This window comes from Paenibacillus sp. FJAT-26967, assembly GCF_001541095.1.
Taxonomy (GTDB): Bacteria; Bacillota; Bacilli; order Paenibacillales; family NBRC-103111; genus Paenibacillus_F.
On sequence record NZ_LMXH01000002.1, the window covers coordinates 119,010 to 135,469 of the forward strand.

Annotated in this window: 19 protein-coding genes; 13 read left to right on the top strand and 6 right to left on the bottom strand. The window is 53.3% G+C overall.

Annotated elements, in window-relative coordinates; translation table 11 throughout:
• Positions 1–177: 177 nt before the first annotated feature.
• Positions 178–780: a biotin transporter BioY gene (locus AR333_RS10430; RefSeq protein WP_068775313.1), complete on the bottom strand. Its 603-nt coding sequence runs from the start codon at positions 778–780 to the stop codon at positions 178–180.
• 160 nt (positions 781–940) lie between these two features.
• Here AR333_RS10430 and AR333_RS10435 point away from each other — a divergent pair, with 160 nt between their 5' ends.
• Together AR333_RS10435 and AR333_RS10440 are read left to right on the top strand one after the other, a co-directional pair.
• Complete coding sequence (locus AR333_RS10435; protein WP_253735802.1) at positions 941–1,777, top strand: ATP-binding cassette domain-containing protein; 837 nt, start codon at positions 941–943, stop codon at positions 1,775–1,777.
• On the top strand, positions 1,761–3,875 hold the full coding sequence (locus AR333_RS10440; protein WP_068775315.1) for an ATP-binding cassette domain-containing protein: 2,115 nt from the start codon (positions 1,761–1,763) through the stop codon (positions 3,873–3,875). Before AR333_RS10435 ends, AR333_RS10440 begins: the two co-directional genes overlap by 17 nt.
• Before the next feature lie 115 nt (positions 3,876–3,990).
• Here the strand turns inward: AR333_RS10440 and AR333_RS10445 are convergent, their stop codons facing one another.
• Entirely contained in the window at positions 3,991–4,260 is a 270-nt protein-coding gene (locus tag AR333_RS10445; protein WP_068775316.1) for a hypothetical protein, read from the bottom strand.
• Positions 4,261–4,368: 108 nt separating this feature from the next.
• Here AR333_RS10445 and AR333_RS10450 point away from each other — a divergent pair, with 108 nt between their 5' ends.
• The 3 genes from AR333_RS10450 (at position 4,369) to AR333_RS10465 (ending at position 5,746) form a co-directional block, all read left to right on the top strand.
• The gene (locus AR333_RS10450; RefSeq protein ID WP_068775317.1) at positions 4,369–4,641 is read left to right on the top strand and encodes a hypothetical protein; all 273 of its coding nucleotides are present in this window, start codon (positions 4,369–4,371) and stop codon (positions 4,639–4,641) included.
• Positions 4,642–5,052: 411 nt separating this feature from the next.
• Entirely contained in the window at positions 5,053–5,256 is a 204-nt protein-coding gene (locus AR333_RS10460; RefSeq protein WP_068775319.1) for a hypothetical protein, read from the top strand.
• A 127-nt stretch (positions 5,257–5,383) separates the two neighbouring features.
• Entirely contained in the window at positions 5,384–5,746 is a 363-nt protein-coding gene (locus tag AR333_RS10465) for a carboxymuconolactone decarboxylase family protein (protein ID WP_068775320.1), read from the top strand.
• Between the two features lie 146 nt (positions 5,747–5,892).
• Here AR333_RS10465 and AR333_RS10470 read toward each other — a convergent pair whose 3' ends face one another.
• Positions 5,893–6,150, bottom strand: coding sequence for a DUF2627 domain-containing protein (locus AR333_RS10470; protein WP_068775321.1), 258 nt, complete (start codon positions 6,148–6,150; stop codon positions 5,893–5,895).
• 352 nt (positions 6,151–6,502) lie between these two features.
• Between AR333_RS10470 and lpdA the strand changes: the two genes are divergently transcribed.
• The 4 genes from lpdA to AR333_RS10490 all read left to right on the top strand — a co-directional run bounded on the left by lpdA (position 6,503) and on the right by AR333_RS10490 (position 11,591).
• The gene (lpdA, locus tag AR333_RS10475; protein ID WP_068775322.1) at positions 6,503–7,927 is read left to right on the top strand and encodes a dihydrolipoyl dehydrogenase; all 1,425 of its coding nucleotides are present in this window, start codon (positions 6,503–6,505) and stop codon (positions 7,925–7,927) included.
• Positions 7,928–8,047: 120 nt separating this feature from the next.
• Positions 8,048–9,049 (top strand): thiamine pyrophosphate-dependent dehydrogenase E1 component subunit alpha, encoded by a 1,002-nt coding sequence (locus tag AR333_RS10480; protein WP_068775323.1) that lies wholly within the window; start codon positions 8,048–8,050, stop codon positions 9,047–9,049.
• Between the two features lie 29 nt (positions 9,050–9,078).
• Positions 9,079–10,059, top strand: a complete 981-nt coding sequence (locus AR333_RS10485) for an alpha-ketoacid dehydrogenase subunit beta (protein ID WP_068775324.1) — start codon at positions 9,079–9,081, stop codon at positions 10,057–10,059.
• Positions 10,060–10,073: 14 nt separating this feature from the next.
• Positions 10,074–11,591 (top strand): dihydrolipoamide acetyltransferase family protein, encoded by a 1,518-nt coding sequence (locus tag AR333_RS10490; protein ID WP_068775325.1) that lies wholly within the window; start codon positions 10,074–10,076, stop codon positions 11,589–11,591.
• A 7-nt stretch (positions 11,592–11,598) separates the two neighbouring features.
• Here the strand turns inward: AR333_RS10490 and prli42 are convergent, their stop codons facing one another.
• Entirely contained in the window at positions 11,599–11,700 is a 102-nt protein-coding gene (gene prli42 / locus AR333_RS24605) for a stressosome-associated protein Prli42 (protein WP_156430882.1), read from the bottom strand.
• Between the two features lie 67 nt (positions 11,701–11,767).
• Here prli42 and AR333_RS10495 point away from each other — a divergent pair, with 67 nt between their 5' ends.
• Positions 11,768–12,907 carry a M20/M25/M40 family metallo-hydrolase gene (locus tag AR333_RS10495; protein WP_068775326.1) on the top strand — a complete coding sequence of 380 codons (1,140 nt, stop codon included), beginning with the start codon at positions 11,768–11,770 and terminating at the stop codon, positions 12,905–12,907.
• A 240-nt stretch (positions 12,908–13,147) separates the two neighbouring features.
• On the top strand, positions 13,148–14,257 hold the full coding sequence (locus AR333_RS10500) for an LCP family protein (protein ID WP_084783599.1): 1,110 nt from the start codon (positions 13,148–13,150) through the stop codon (positions 14,255–14,257).
• Here the strand turns inward: AR333_RS10500 and mciZ are convergent.
• Positions 14,236–14,385 carry a Z-ring formation inhibitor MciZ gene (gene mciZ / locus AR333_RS24265; RefSeq protein WP_084783601.1) on the bottom strand — a complete coding sequence of 50 codons (150 nt, stop codon included), beginning with the start codon at positions 14,383–14,385 and terminating at the stop codon, positions 14,236–14,238. The genes AR333_RS10500 and mciZ overlap by 22 nt on opposite strands.
• 242 nt (positions 14,386–14,627) lie before the next feature.
• Here mciZ and AR333_RS10505 point away from each other — a divergent pair, with 242 nt between their 5' ends.
• The gene (locus tag AR333_RS10505; RefSeq protein WP_068775327.1) at positions 14,628–15,194 is read left to right on the top strand and encodes an NUDIX hydrolase; all 567 of its coding nucleotides are present in this window, start codon (positions 14,628–14,630) and stop codon (positions 15,192–15,194) included.
• A 21-nt stretch (positions 15,195–15,215) separates the two neighbouring features.
• Here AR333_RS10505 and AR333_RS25375 read toward each other — a convergent pair whose 3' ends face one another.
• Entirely contained in the window at positions 15,216–15,353 is a 138-nt protein-coding gene (locus AR333_RS25375; protein WP_253735803.1) for a hypothetical protein, read from the bottom strand.
• A 48-nt stretch (positions 15,354–15,401) separates the two neighbouring features.
• On the opposite strand from AR333_RS25375, the gene AR333_RS10510 reads away from it, so the two are divergent.
• A complete protein-coding gene (locus AR333_RS10510) occupies positions 15,402–16,418 on the top strand; it encodes an endonuclease Q family protein (protein WP_253735804.1) in 1,017 nt (338 codons plus the stop codon).
• Positions 16,419–16,460: the final 42 nt, after the last annotated feature.

Here is a 16,460-nt window from a genome sequence, read left to right on the forward strand (position 1 = left end):
CAAACGAAACTAAATAACCAGTCGCCGCTTGAATTCCGACGACTGGCTGCATAACTTGAAAGGTGTTTTGATCCCTGTCTCACAAACAGGGGTCAGTCCTATATGAAGGCGCGGCTTTTTGAGATGATAAGCATTGGAATCAGGTGGGGTAGGTTAAGCATAGGTCGTAAATGAGCTTTAACGGGCAGCCCAAGCTTTCGTTTGACCTCCGACTAGCCGGGAGGCGGGATACATGTGACGGACCGGTACGATAATTAGGGTCGCGATCACCGCTTTGAGTGCATCTCCGATCAGGAAGGGATAACAGCCGACCGCCATGGCTTTGGCAAACGTCATATTAGGCACGACATGCATCATCCATGGTACGCCCGTAACATAAAGCAGCAAGGAGCCGAATAACATCAGCACGCCAAAAGTAAAAATAAATGCGGGAACTCCTTTTCCTTTGATACGCGGAATCATCCAGCCGATGAACAGCGCAGCTAACGGGTAGGCCCAGATAAAGCCGCCCGTAGGCCCGAGAATAAGGTCCAGTCCGCCCCTGCCGTGCAGAAGCGGGAGTCCGGCAGCAGTTAACCCGACGACTAAGGCAATGCTGAAAAATCCATAACGTGCGCCTAAAAGGGCGCCGGCAAGCATAATCGCAAAGTTGGACATCGTGATCGGAACGGGAGAAAATCCGACATGGATGTTAACGAAGCTTAGGGCGACAAGAAGAGCGGCAAACATGGCGCTGAACGTAATGCCGCGGACTGTTAGTGGGGAACGTTTCAATTGCATCTTCTCCATTCTTTTGTTAACTTAATATTATGTATTCGGTTGACAATAACAATTTGCATTGTAGCACAGGAGTAACTCATTGGGAATTGTTTTTTTTTGATAGATTCGAAGATAGAGAGAAGGGGCTGGAACAGTAATGAAGCAGGCAGGTCCCTACCGCATGAATAACATATCTGTTATCTGGACGGCAGACCCGGTAATGACAGATGAGAACAGTAAGGACAAGATTGTCTTGAATAAAATCCGTTTGGAGCTGAATCAGGGAGAGTGGCTCGTTCTGGTCGGCCCCAACGGAAGCGGTAAAAGCACGTTAGCCAAAGCCATCGCTGGATTGATTCCTGTAACGGGAGGAACGGTCGAGCCCGGATGGACGTCCGGAGAACGCATGCGTATGGTGCTTCAGAACCCGGACACTCAGCTGATCGGTGAGACGGTGTATGAAGATATTTGCTTCGGACTTGAAAATATTGCGGCAGACCCGGAAGAAATGCCGGACATTGCAAGAAACGTACTCTCACTCGTAGGGATGGAAAATCGGATGGACGACATGTGCGAACAATTGTCCGGCGGTCAAAAACAGCTTGTTGCTGTTGCCGGAGCATTGGCAGTGGGTGCGTCCGTGCTCATACTGGACGAAGTAACGTCTATGCTCGACGCAAGTTCCAGACAAGCCGTGACGGAAGCTTTGGATTATTTACATAGAAGAGGAACGACCGTCGTCTGGATAACCCAGTGGATGGATGAGTTAGCTCTGGCTGACCGTGTGATTGCCTTGGATCAAGCGGAGATTGTATTTGAAGGTTCTGCTCAGGATTTCTTTTATTCGCAACAAAATGGAATGGATGTTACGCCGTGTGAAAAGTTAGGTTATCAGCCTCCTTATTCCGTACAAGTGATGAGGGAGCTTCAGAAACTGGAGCCGCGCATGTCGGGTCTCCGCCCTGTTTCTTTGGAAGAATGGATGGAGGTTATGAAAGAATATGGGCCTCAAAGTTGAAAATGTGTCTAAACAAGGGGAGGCTGCCTCTGATTTTAGACTTGAAATTTTAGATGGGATTTCTTTTGCTGCGGATAGAGGCGGCATTACGCTTATTCTGGGCCGAAGCGGATCGGGAAAGTCTACCCTGCTCGATGTGGCGGGGGGATTATCCGTACCGGATCAGGGCAGTGTATGGGTGGGCGGGGAATCTCTGTGGCAGCATAGTTCTGCCAGCAGGGACATCCGTCGAAAGCTCGCCATGGTGTTCCAGCAGCCGGAGGAGCAGCTGTTCGCGGCGACGGTTCAGCGTGAGTTTGACTACACGCTGAAGCCGCAGCGCCTGTCTGCGGGCCAAGCGGACAGGCGCATCCGCGAGGCGCTGCAGCAGATGGGCCTCGGCCCCGATCTCCTGGGCCAAAGCCCGCACGAGCTCAGCGGCGGCACGAAGCGCAGGGTGGCGCTGGCCGCTGTCTTCGCGGCAGCCCCAGAGTGGCTGCTGCTGGACGAGCCGACGGCAGGCCTCGATCACGAGGCGGCTGCCGTGCTCGTCAGGACGGTGCGGGAGTGGACGCACCGGACCGGCGGCGGCGCGCTCATCGCGACGCATGATCTGGATGCGTTCCTGCCTGTGGCGGACCGCATCGTGATGCTGTCACGGGGACGTGTCGTGCACGACTGCACCCGTGACGAGCTGGCCCGGCGTCCCGAGCTTCTGCGGGACGGCGGGCTGCAGCTGCCGGAGGCGCTGGCGCTCGGCAGCTGGCTGCGGCGGCAAGGAGCAGCGGTGCCGCCGGGGTTTCCCGCGCCTGCGCAGATGGCGCGGGCAATTGCTGATGCGCTGCGGGCATCGGCGGCGGGGAGCGGGCAGGGGATTAACGCGACCACGGGTGGCGCGCCAATTCTGCCGGAAGCTGCCGTGTCCGGAAACAAGCCCGTACCGAACGAGCCTGCCGAGTCAGCGACAGCCGGGCACGCCGCAGCCCATGCGCGCAGTGTGACAGCCAGCGGCCCTGTTTCCGGGCAGCCGGCAGGAGTGAAGCCTGCACTTCAAGAGCCGAAGGAGCCAGCGGCGCCAGCCGCGCACGTGCTGGGCGCACCGAATACGTGCAGCTTGCCTGACAAGCAACCGTCAGACGATTCTCCGGCAGCACCTGAGGAGTTGACGGCTATGCCGCTTGCGGCCCAAGTTCCCGGCGTAGCTCCCGGCTTCCTGCAGGGCTCCGGGCATGAGCAAGAAACGTATGCCTCCAGCTACCTCCAAACAGGGATGTCTGCCGGAGCTGCAGATGCGAAGCCTATGGGAAGCTGCGATTTGAACCCGTCCGGCTCTCATAAGGATTCGGGCTCAGCACCGGTCCGGATCGGTCATATTCTCGATCCCCGAACGTTCTGGATCGGCTATATCCTGCTTTCTGCCGGTATCCTGATGCAGAGAACGCCGGCGGGACTCGCCGCGGCCGCTATAGTAACGGCAGTGGCTGTGCTGCTGTCCCGGGTACCTGCAGCGGTCATTTGGAGGCCGCTGCGGGCCTTTCTCATCTTCATGCTCATATCCGGCGTCATAGCCGGTATCTCTCTGCCGCTGGGCTCGGGCGGGAGCAGGTGGGTGAGTTTCAACCCGGCCGCTGCCCTGGAAGCGGTCCGCGGGCTGCTTGGGATTATGCTGGTGCTTATTCTGGGAGTGCTATTCCCGCAGTTAATCGGGTATTTACGGATGAAAAGAGGAGTGGAGCAAGGGCTGCACTTTCTCACCCGGTTTAAACTGCCTGTAGAAGCGGTTGCCTTAACGGCCTCTCTTATGTTCCGTTTTATTCCTCTAATCCAGGCGCAGTGGGTCCGGTTTGGCCGCATAGCCAGAGCAAGAGGCCAGGGCCGGAGCAGGAAAGAGGGGATCGGATTGGGGGAGTTTCGAATCATGGCGATCCCTTTTGTGGTCTCCCTTATCCGCATGGCCGATGAATTCTCGACCGCTTTAGAGTTAAGAGGCTACAGCCGGACCGGTGAAGCAAGAACCCGAAGCTTTACGCTTAAGATGCAAAAGTCGGATTACATGGCCTTGTTCATTTTTCTTCTGGTCTTTATTGCGCTCTTCCTGGTGAAGCGTCTGTCCTCCTAAGCGGATGCGGATCAAGGAAGACAAAAAGCCTATGGTCCGGGAAGTTCCCGGAAACATAGGCTTTTTTAACAACCCTTCGACTAGCGGGGCGGATGCCCGGCCGAGACGATCTGGTTTACTTTTCGATTTTCTCCAGAGCTTGTCCGGAAATCTTGTCCAGATAACGGTCCAGACAGTTGCAAAGGAAATCTTTGCGGCAAATTGGGCAGGGTTCTTTGAGCAAACGGCTGATTCTCGAAGCTTTGATTTCACCGGTTTGCAAGTTGCGTTCGAAGAAAATACGGCCGTGTGTACGGTCCTTCAGAATAACGACGACTTCGAACAAGCCGTTCTTGGGATTATCACTTACTTTGGTTGCTTCAACAACCTGCGGATCATATGCCATGTTTCTTCCTCCTTAGTCACTCCTGCATCTTCGGACAAAGACAGGCAGTGGATTTTTATATTATAATAAAATTATCACGTTGTATTCAATAGGAAGGTTGGAAGCCAGATGATTATTGATTATCATGAAGTCCATCCGAGCGAGGCTTACTTAAATGTAACGGTAGGCATTCACTTTGAAGATGAGCCCGATTCGTACTATGTAATCGACCTTTATGCGGCAGAGGACGGTCTGGTTACGGACATGTTGCTTCTTTATAACGGTTTTCAGTGCAAGTACACCTTTAAATCCGAAGAGAAACAGGCAATAACGGCTTATTTGAATGAACAGAAGCTCCTGACACCTTACCTGCACATTCCTCAGGAACTCAGCGGAAAATAACAAACGGAACCGTCCTCAACATAGGGGAACGCGTTCCGTTTGTGTTTGTGTTCTTGTCTCCGCCGTTTTTCTTCTAGAGTAGGCGTCACTCGGGTTAAAGGCTGCACGTCCGACCAACCTCTGCGTTTAACTGCCGGATCTAACTTTCCTTCACGGACTCGTTTGGCCCGCTGTTTACTTGCCTTGCTCGCTGCCATATAAAGTGGCCTCCTTTTCCTATCCTCACCAACAGCGTTCAGTTAGTTTGGATTTCCTAGCGTTTTGAATACCCGTCTATTATACGCCGTACACTGTCAGATTGACAACAGAGCTGTCGGATAAGGATAAGAAGCGCTTATTTATAGACACCGGATTCGGAATGGATAAGAATTTCTTTTGGAGTAGTTGATTACATATAAAAGGAGGATGGAAATGAAAGTGAAAATTGATCTCACCGCAGGTGGAGAACTTGTCCAAGAGGCCGTGATCGAAATCGATGACCGCAAGGTCGAACATCTGGACGAGGATCAGCTGAGACAAGCGATTGAAATCAATATCCGGAGCTGGGCGGACCGGACGATCGGTATTTCATGGGAGATTACGGAAGGGATCGAACGAGAGGAAGACATGGATTAACGGTGGATTCCTATGCTTTCAGTGATTGGCTGATTCTGATTCCGTTGTTATTTATTCCGAATGGGCCTGAAGTTAGCGGGGTATTCTACAGGAGCAGTGAATGTCATCACGGATGGGGTGAAGGATAATGGTTGAAAACGAAGCGGGAACTCCGGCTTGGGACGGTAAGGTGGATGCTTATAAAGAGGGCATCGCACTTTTGAAAAAGCAGCTTCCGGATGTTGCGGAGGCCTATCATCAGTTCACCGGGGAATGCTTCAAGGACGGGGCTCTGCCAGCAAGCACGAAGCAGCTGATCGCTCTCGGAATGGGTCTTTTTGCAAATAATGAAGTGTGTACGTTCTATCATGTCCAGGAAGCGCTTAGCAAGGGAGCAACGGCAGATGAGATTATGGAGACGGTAGCTGTCGCTGCTGCAATCGGCGGAGGCCATGTCATGTCGCAGGGCGCTACCCGTGTAGAGCAGGCACTCCAAGGTCCCGTCCATTAAGGACAGTATCTTTGCAAAGCACTACGCAGCAAAACAACAGCAAAACAGCTCCGAACTGTGAGGATGAGTATCCATCTTTGCAGCGGAGCTGTTTGTTTGTGCACGAATTTGTACGTATTTTATCCTAGTTATGAGATAAGAGCCGTTTATTTTCTGCGCTTGGGCTTAAAACGCGGGGCGACGTAATTGCGTTTGCGATCCCTGAAAAAAGTCCAGCCGCCAATAAAGGCAATACCGAGCCCGAATAAAATAAAACCGAAAACCATTTTGCCCCAAGGAAGATAGCCGTCCGGTTCAAATTGATAGAAGAATGCGTCTTTCATAGCCAGAAAACCGTATGTGGCCATTAAACCCGGGACAACCAGGAGAAGTATGGCGACAAAACGGCCGAGTTTATCTTTCATGATGCGGCTCCTTTTTACGCTGTAGAATAGCGGGAAAATAAGTGGCGAAGACGCCATTATGCTAATCATACCGCCTCTTCGGGCTTCTGTCTATTTTGTGTATAAACTATGTTTCGGTGAGGAATAAAAGTTACAATGAAATTATAGTTGCGGGGGATCTTATTCTTCTAATCTGGCTTTAACTGAATAATATTTGTAGAATGAGAACATAGACCGCATTAGGAAGATACATATAGGATTACAAAGGCTTGGCATGGAATCTTTGAGAAAACAGCTGCCGGTTTTTCTTGTTACGCCACTTGAGGGTGAAGGAAAAACAGGTGCTGCTTATATGAATAGGAGGCAAGACAATATGAGCGGACAAGTTTACGATATCGTCATTCTGGGAGGCGGTACAGGAGGTTATGTAGCGGCCATACGGGCGGCTCAGCTGGGGAAGAAAGTGGCTGTTGTGGAGAAGGACAAGCTGGGCGGTACTTGCCTGCATAGGGGATGTATTCCGAGCAAGGCGCTGCTTCGAAGCGCAGAGGTGCTTGCGGTAACCAGAGGGGCAAAAGATTTTGGAGTCATCGTGCCGGAGGTTAAGCTGGATTTTGAACGGGTACAGGCCCGCAAGGAGGGCATTGTCAGCCAAATCCATAAGGGTGTTCAATATTTAATGAACAAGAATCAAATCGATGTGTACAGCGGCATCGGCCGGATTATGGCACCGTCGATTTTTGCTTCAAGAAGCGGTACGGTTTCGGTCGAAATGGAAGACGGATCGTTCGAGACGCTCGTACCGGGTCATCTCATCATCGCGACAGGTTCGAGGCCGCGTACGCTGCCGGGTCTGGAGACGGATGGGGAGTATATTCTCAGCAGCGACGATGCGCTTCAGCTGGAGACCCTGCCTGAGTCACTGATCATCGTGGGCGGCGGGGTGATCGGAGTCGAATGGGCCTCAATGATGAACGATTTCGGCGTCAACGTAACGATCGTGGAGGCGGGGCCGCGCCTGCTTCCTGGCGAGGATGAGGAAGTCTCGCGCGAGCTGCAGCGTCTGTTCCGCAAGAGGGGCATGACTATTGTAACGGACGCTCAAATACAAACGGATACACTGCAGAAGGAAGCAGGAACGGTTAAGTTTGCGGCAGAGCAGAATGGGGAGCGGCTGGAACTGGCCGCCGACAAGCTGCTCGTCTCCGTGGGCCGGTCTCCGAATGTCGAAGGATTCGGTCTCGAGAATACCGATGTGCTGCTGGCAGGCGGCTTTATAAGCGTCAATGAGTATATGCAGACGAAAGTGCCGCATATCTATGCGATCGGCGATGTGATCGGCGGATTGCAGCTTGCACATGCCGCGAGCCATGAGGGGGTCGTAGCGGTTGAGCATATTTGCGGGCACAAACCGTTCATTCACGAGCCGCACAGAATTCCCCGCTGCGTCTATACGCGCACCGAGATTGCCTCCGTCGGCTGGACCGAAGCGCAGGCCAGAGAACGCGGATATGAGATCCGGACAGGCAAATTCGGCTTCAAACCGCTCGGCAAGGCCATGGTTCAAGGAGAGAACGAGGGCTTCGTCAAGGTTATAATCGATACGGAGAAGAACGATCTGCTGGGTGTCCATATGATCGGGCCTCATGTGACAGACTACATAGCCGAAGCTTCTCTGGCTCAGTTGCTGGAAGCTTCACCCTGGGAGATTGCGAATACGATTCACCCCCACCCGACACTATCTGAAGCTTTTGCAGAAGCGGTTCTTGCGGCGGAGGGACGGGCAATTCATATTTAGACGGCCGGTAAAATAGGACTGCCGAACCAAATGCTCGTTGAATTGGGTTTCATTTAAGTCTATAATAAAGTTATAGAGGCTAGTATTAAGACCAGGTAACAAAAAGGAGGCGCAGCCCCAATGTCCATCGGTCAATACACGAAACACCACCAATTAGGACTATCCGATGAGAAAGTCATTGAAATGTATACAGCTATGCAGCGTGCCCGCAAATTTGACGATCGTTCTCTGGTTCTTCAGCGTTCGGGCAAGATTGCTTTTCACGTATCAGGGATTGGCCAGGAAGCCGCACAGGCTGGAGCAGCATTTGCATTAGACATGGAGAAGGATTATTTCCTTCCGTATTACAGAGATTACGCGTTTGTGCTGGCGGCCGGCATGACGATGAAGGAACTGATGCTTTCCGTATTTACGAAAGCAGAAGATCCGAACAGCGGAGGCAGACAAATGCCGGGCCACTTCGGTCACCGTAAGCTGCGGATCGTAACGGGCTCCAGCCCGGTTACGACGCAGGTGCCTCACGCCGTCGGTATTGCTCTGGCTGCCAAGATGAAGGGAGACCCGCTGGTTTCGTTCGTTACCTTCGGAGAAGGCTCCAGCAATCAGGGGGATTTCCATGAAGGATGCAACTTTGCAGGCGTACACAAGCTGCCGGTTATCCTTATGTGCGAGAACAACAGATATGCCATATCGGTACCCCATCATAAGCAGGTGGCAGGCAATATCGCGGACCGTGCGCTCGGCTACGGTTTCCCGGGCATCAAGGTAGACGGCAATGATCCGCTTGAAGTGTACCGGGTCGTCAAAGAAGCCCGCGAGCGTGCAATGCGCGGAGAAGGACCTACGCTCATTGAAGCGGACATGTACCGCGTCTCGCCGCATTCCACGTCGGATAATGATCTGCTCTACCGGACCAAGGAAGAGGTAGAGGAGAACCGTGCGAAGGACGGACTGCCGAAATTCCGCCAGTATTTGATGGATTGTGAGATCTGGGATGAGGAGAAGGACCGCGAGCTGCTGGCCGCTATTCAGCAGGAAATCAATGATGCGACCGCTTATGCGGATGCGGCTCCTTATCCGGCTGGTGAAGATACGCTGAAGCACGTTTACGCGGAGGCGTAAACGGGAATACGGATGGGGAGGCAGCAAATGTGGCTGTAATTACTTATTTGGAAGCAATTCGCTCCGCGATGCAGGACGAAATGCAGCGGGACGAGAACGTCTTCGTGCTCGGGGAAGATATAGGCAAGGGCGGCGTGCTTAACACGACCAAAGGCTTGCGTGATCTGTACGGCGAAAGCCGGGTCCTGGATACTCCGCTGGCGGAATCGGCTATCGTGGGTACGGCTATCGGCGCCGCTATGTACGGAATGAAGCCGATTGCGGAAATCCAATTCGCGGATTTTATTTTTCCGGCAACGAACCAGATTATCAGTGAAGCGGCGAGAATCCGTTATCGTTCCAATAACGACTGGACTTGTCCCATTGTCATCCGTGCCCCTTACGGCGCGGCTGGCGGCGGCGGACTTTACCATTCCCAGTGTCCGGAATCCGTGTTCTTCGGAACGCCTGGACTTAAGATGGTAGCCCCGTCTAATCCTTATGATGCCAAAGGGCTGCTGATTGCAGCGATACGGGATCCGGATCCGGTCCTTTATTTTGAACATAAAAAAGCCTATCTCTCTCTATCCGCTGAAGTACCGGACGGCGATTTCATTGTGCCGATCGGCAAAGCGGATGTGAAGCGGGAAGGCGACGACATAACGGTCATTGCTTACGGCATCGCGGTTCAGTATGCGCTGCAAGCTGCCGAGGAGCTGGCCGCCGAGGGTATCAGCGCCCATGTGCTGGATCTGCGCACTCTTCAGCCGCTGGATAATGAAGCGATTCTGGAGGCCGCAGCCAAGACAGGTAAAGTGCTGATTGTGCATGAAGACAACAAAACGGGCGGTATCGGAGCCGAAGTAGCGGCGATCATCGCAGAAGAACTTCTGTATGACCTCGATGCGCCGATACGCCGGTTGTGCGGGCCGGATGTTCCGGCTGTCGGCATGAACCCGCCGATGGAGAAGTTTTTCCTTCTCAACACGGATAAATTAGCGGACGCGATGAGAGAACTCGCGCAGTTTTAATGGGGGAACGCGATATGAGCGAAATCAACAGCCGTCTGGCCGAAGTGCCGGTTCCCCATCTTGCGGAGAGCTTAGTCTCCGCAACGGTGGGAACCTGGCTCAAACAGCCCGGCGATTATATCCAGCAGTACGATGTGCTTTGCGAGCTGTATACGGATAAAGTAAACGTGGAAATGCCGAGTCCGATCGAAGGCAGACTTATCAAAATTCTGGTCGGCAACGGCGAAACTGCCGCAGTGGGCGATCCGATCTGCCTGATTGAGCTGCCGGAATCCTCAGCGGGATCTGCGGCGGCACCGGCAGCTCCCGGAACTAACAGCCCGGCTGAAAGAGCGGGAGTTCATAAGCGGAGCGGCGTGCAAGGCGGCTTCACAGCCCGCCCGTCAGGAACTGGCGCACAGCCGCCGCACAGCAGTTCGGCTGGAGGAAGCGGCGGCAATGATCCTATGAGGGGACGCTACTCCCCGGCGGTGCTGCGTCTTGCGGCCGAGCATAATCTTGACCTGGGCCGTGTCACAGGCACGGGCATGGGAGGACGTATCACGCGCAAAGACGTAGAGATGCTTATAGCGCGGGGAGAAGCGGCGGGTGCCGGCCAAGCTGCTTCCGCACCGGCTTACACATCTGCGCCGGTGCAGGCTTATAGCGGCCAGCAACAGGCTCAGGTGCCTCCACAGGCACCTGGTGACGCTGCCGGAATCCCGGCGGGATATCTTCAAGGGGTTAGTGACGCATACAAGGCTGCCCAATTCCCGGTACGAAGCAGCGGAATCCATCTGTCCCAGCATCCGGCTACGCCGCTTGGCGAGATGGAAGAGCGCAGTACGGATGGCCGCGGCGATACGTATATCGACGTTACCCCGATCCGCAATACGATCGCAAGCCGTATGCGTCAGAGCGTGTCCGAAATCCCGCATGCCTGGACGATGATCGAAGTCGACGTGACTAATCTGGTTACGCTGCGCAGTAAATCCAAAGATGATTTTATGAAGCGTGAAGGCATTAATCTGACTTACCTGCCGTTTCTGCTTAAAGCCGTCGTGAACGCGATCAAGGATTATCCGATCATGAATTCCGTATGGGCGGTTGATAAAATCATCATTAAGCGCGATATTAATCTGGCGCTTGCGGTGGGGACGGAAGAATCCGTTCTAACGCCCGTGATTAAGAAAGCCGACCAGATGAATATTGCCGGGCTTGCCCGTGAAGCGGATATGCTCAGTAAAAAGGCCCGCACCGGAAGGCTGTCGCTTGACGACCTGCAGGGGGGCACTTTTACGGTGAATAATACCGGTTCATTCGGTTCCATCTTGTCCAAGCCAATCATTAATTACCCTCAAGCGGCAATCCTTACCTTCGAATCGATTGTGAAGAAACCTGTCGTTATTCAGGACATGATCGCGGTCCGGTCGATGGTTAACATCTGCTTGTCTCTGGACCATCGTATTCTTGACGGAGTCATCTGCGGCAGGTTCCTGCAGCGCGTGAAGGAGAATATGGAAGGTTACGACTTGGACACGAAGCTGTACTGACGGTCGTTTAGAATGTCACCAGGTAGCTGAGGGACATCATCAGAGTGGACAACACCATGCTGAACAGCATAATGTACACGACGATTTTGAACCAGCGGTTTCGTTTCATAATTAATCACTCCTATTCGGACAACTTATAAGACTATTGTAAACCATCGCAACATAGGAGGAAAGATATGATCCAGCAAGAAAGGTTAATTCAGGAATTTATTGAGCTCGTTCAGGTGGATAGTGTAACGCAGCATGAACAGGAAATCAGCCGGGTGCTTCAGAGCAAGTTTGAAGCACTCGGGCTTTCCGTAGTTATGGATGACGCTGCCGCGAAGACGGGTCACGGCGCAGGCAATCTGATCTGTATGCTGGAGGCATCCAGTGGCGCCCCGGATAAGACTCCGTGTATTTTCTTCACCAGTCATATGGATACAGTAGCGCCCGGCAACGGTATCAAACCTCAGATCGGGGAAGACGGAATCATCCGCAGTGACGGCACCACGATTCTGGGAAGCGATGACAAAGCGGGGATCGCGGCTATGTTCGAAGCGATCCGTGTCCTGAAGGAACACAGTATTCCACACGGTCCTGTCCAGTTCGTCATCACCGTAGGTGAAGAATCCGGGCTGAAAGGTGCCCGTGCCATGGACCCGTCTGTCATGAAAGCCGAATTCGGCTATGCGCTGGACTCCAATGGTGAAATCGGCGGAATCGCAGTCGCAGCTCCCGCCCGCGCTGAAATCAAAATTGTGATGTACGGCAAGTCGGCTCATGCGGGCGTAAATCCTGAAGATGGCATTTCCGCCATCCAGGTAGCAAGCAAAGCCATTGCACGTATGAAATTGGGCCGGATTGACTCGGAGACAACGGCTAATATCGGCAGCTTCTCCGGTATCGGACCTCTTAACGTGGTCTGTGACCGGGTGGTTCTCGAAGCCGAAGCGCGGAGCATCGTGCAGGAGAAACTTGTTGCTCAGCTTGAAGCCATGAAAGAAGCATGCCTCAGCACGGCCGCGGACTACGGAACCACATGCGATTTCGAATCGGACATCGCTTACCCGGCGTTCATGTACGAGGATAACGCGCCTGTTGTCCAGCTGGCGATAAAAGCACTGGAAGGTATCGGCTGCAAGACGAGCACCTTCCATTCCGGCGGCGGCAGTGACGCTAACATTTTTAACGGAATGGGCATTCCGACAGTGAACCTGGCCGTAGGTTACAAGGAGATCCACACGACGCAGGAGAATATTGCGGTCTCCGATCTTGTGAAGACAGCTGAAGCGGTTGTTGCGATTATCCGGGAAGTAACGGAGCAGGCGAAGTGAGTACTTCCTTTCTTTAATGTGCATGAGTAGCAGAAATTTTTAACCGACCAGAGAAGTCCCCGGCATTCGATAAGAGTGCAAGGGGGCTTTTTTGTTTACTTCCAACCATTCCAAGCGTCTGGCCTATGCAGAGAATCCCGCAGTTCACAGAAGATGCTAGGCGATCGGGTCATTTTTTTGAGAACGCCTACCGCATACTATGGAGACTGAAATGAAGACTGCAGAGGGAGGAGGGTGAGGATGACAACCGGAAAGAAACGATCTCGTTTAAAATGGCTGCTGATTCCGCTTGCCGCCCTGCTTTTATTCGGGGGCTATTATGTATGGAATGCTTACTCGAGCTGGAATCAGGTATACCAGGAGCACAATCAAACGGGGGAGCGGCCTGTAGAGCCGGTCAGCCCGGTTCCTGTCCAGGAGCCTCTTAATAAAACGACCTACTCCTTTCTTCTGCTTGGCGTTGATTCAGGCAATGTAGAGAAGGGCAGATCGGACAGCAACATGCTGGCGGTGGCCAATGCACAGACGCAGCAAATCTCCCTGCTCTCTATTCCGCGGGATACGTACTTGCCTATTCAAGGGCATGGCAAAGAAAAACTGGCTCACGCTTATGCCTACGGGGGAGCCGGGTTGGCCGTAAAGACGGTGGAGGACTTTCTGGCCACCCCCGTCGATCATTACGTAGCTTTTAATTTCAATGGAGTCCAGAAGTTTGTGGATGCGCTCGGAGGCTTGTCCGTAGATGTGGAGAAAGATATGGATTTTGACGACCGGATTACACACAAGCATGTGTATCTCAAAAAAGGCCGCCAAACGCTGAACGGGGAGCAGACATTAAACTATGCGAGATACCGCGGAGATGCGGATGGTGATTTGGCGCGGATGAGAAGGCAGCAGCAGGTCGTCAAAGAGCTGCTCACGCAAACCGTGAATTACCGGAATGTAGCTAAAATCAATCGTTTCCTTAAAATTATGGGGGATAATGTACGGACGGATATTCCGATCCGGAGGCTTTTGCAGTTTGCGGGAGCTTTCTCGACATTAACTGGGAGTCAAGTGGACACGATTCCGATGGAAGCGGCTCCTTCGAGCATTAACGGTGTGTCTTACATGCTCATCACTGCGGAAGAGCGGCGGCGGGTGCAGGCTCAGCTGCAAGCGCTAATACAAGGCGGCGGCCAAGACCGGGCTCCGGAGCCTGTCACGCATTCAGGCAGCATCAATTCCGAGAGCTCCGCCGATGCCATCCGCTCAGGTGGTCTGACTGATTCGGTTAACAGGTCTGGCAGAAGCACTTTCGGAATCCCTCCAGGCTTTCCGGACTTCCCTCAATCACGGCAGGGGCCATAACGTTTGGTGAGATAGTCGGAGAGAGAGATCTTGTCCTCCTGCCGGCGCAGCATTTGCTGTAAATAAGCTTTGATTTCCCAACCTTTACCGCTTAAACGCAGACCTTGTGCACCGGAATAATTTTTCATCGGATACGCCCTCTTTCTGTTCCTGATTTATGAAAAGCTTATGCGCCGGCGGGACAAGGTATTCCAATTCCTCCACAAGTTATTTCAATCATTCCAAAAGGATCAAAAGAGAGCCGAGGCGGGTTCTCTTTTGTATTTTCCATACTCTGACACAGAGTTTAGCTGATTTTACACAAGAATTTGCTATAATAGAACACGTGAGTTTACGATAATGGATAAGAAACAGCACAGGAGGGATTGTTATGTCTAATCAATCAGCCGATCAGAAATTTGAAGAAGTAACGGTCCGTACCGAGCCTATATTTCAAGGAAAAGTGATCTCCCTGCAGGTGGATCATGTCCGTCTGCCCAACGGGGAGATGGCGACCCGGGAAATCGTTAAACATCCCGGAGCGGTAGGAGTGCTCGCCATAACCGGAGACGACCGGATGATTGTGGTCGAGCAGTACCGCAAACCGCTGGGGAAAAGCCAGGTGGAAATCCCGGCAGGCAAGCTGGATCCGGGCGAAGAGCCCATGACCGCTGCTCTGCGTGAGCTGGAAGAAGAAACCGGCTATCGCAGTAAGTCGCTGCAGCCTGTGTGTTCATTCTATACATCGCCGGGATTTGCCGATGAGATCCTGCACTTGTTCGCAGCCCAAGGCTTAACGGCTGGTGAAGCGCGTCCGGATGAGGATGAATTCCTTGAATGTACGGCTATTACACTGGAAGAAGCTAAGGAACTGATTGCACAGGGCAGAATCAGTGACGCTAAAACCATCACGGCCGTTTATGCCTGGCAATCCTATAAGCTGACAGGTTCCTTCTAACGTGCGGACGTACTACGCGGTTTACATATTCATATCGGCCGTACGGAGAAGGGCGCAGCCGTCAAAATCAGCGGTGCCCGCAATCTGACGTTCTACAACATCGCCCGCGAAGCGTCGGACCGCAAAGGACTGGATATTGTCGGAATTATCGACTGTCATTCACCAGCCGTTCAGGACGAAATCGACCAGTATCTCGCAAATGGTGAAATGGTGGAGCTCCCGGGAGGCGGAATCCGGTATGGCGGCACCACGATCCTGCTGGGCAGCGAGATTGAGGTAAGAGACCCGGGAACGGGGCCGGTTCATCTGCTCGCCTTCTTGCGCTCGCTTCAGGATATGAAAGCATTCACGGAGTGGATGCGGCCGCGCATGAAGAATGTGGAGTTGAGCTCCCAGCGTATGTATGTAACGGCGCGTGAACTGCAGGCGGAAGTCGTGAGCAGAGGGGGAATCCTGATTCCCGCGCATATCTTTACGCCTCACAAAAGCATGTACGGAAGCGGTTCATCCCGCATGGAGCATATGCTTGATCTGGAGGCCATTGCCGGTGTAGAGCTCGGCCTGAGCTCGGATTCCGAAATGGCGGGTTTGCTGTCGGAACTGGACCGGTATACGTTCGTGACCAACTCCGACGCTCATTCTCTTGGCAAAATCGGCCGGGAGTATAACAAGCTTCTCATGGAAGAGCCGACATTCGATGAGCTTGTACTGGCGCTCAGGCGCAAGGACGGGCGCGGGGTTGCGGCCAATTACGGCCTGAATCCGCGTCTGGGCAAATACCACCGCACTTACTGCCCTAGCTGCGAGAGCATCCTGGATGAAAGCGAAGCGGCAGTAGGGCGGTGTCTGTATTGCGGCAGCCCCAAAATTGTGCGGGGTGTAATGGACCGCATTATGGAGCTTTCCGACCGCTCCGATTCTTACATCCCGGACTATCGGCCTCCTTATTTGTACCAGGTGCCGCTGGAATTTATACCGGGTCTGGGGCCGCGTAAAATGACTGCGCTGCTGGACCGGTTCGGTTCGGAGATGGCGATTCTTCATGAGACTTCCCAAGAAGCGCTTGCCGAAATTGTGGGCGCAGAGATAGCGGGCATGATCGCTGCTGCGCGAAGCGGTACTTTAGAGCTTCGTGTGGGAGGCGGCGGGACTTACGGCAAAGTAGCTTCATTGCCGGCAACCTCAGCCGAAACTGCTGGACGCGGGACGGTACCGGAGGAATAGCCGGGCAAGTGAGGCCTCGAGTTACGCAACTGCATTAGATGG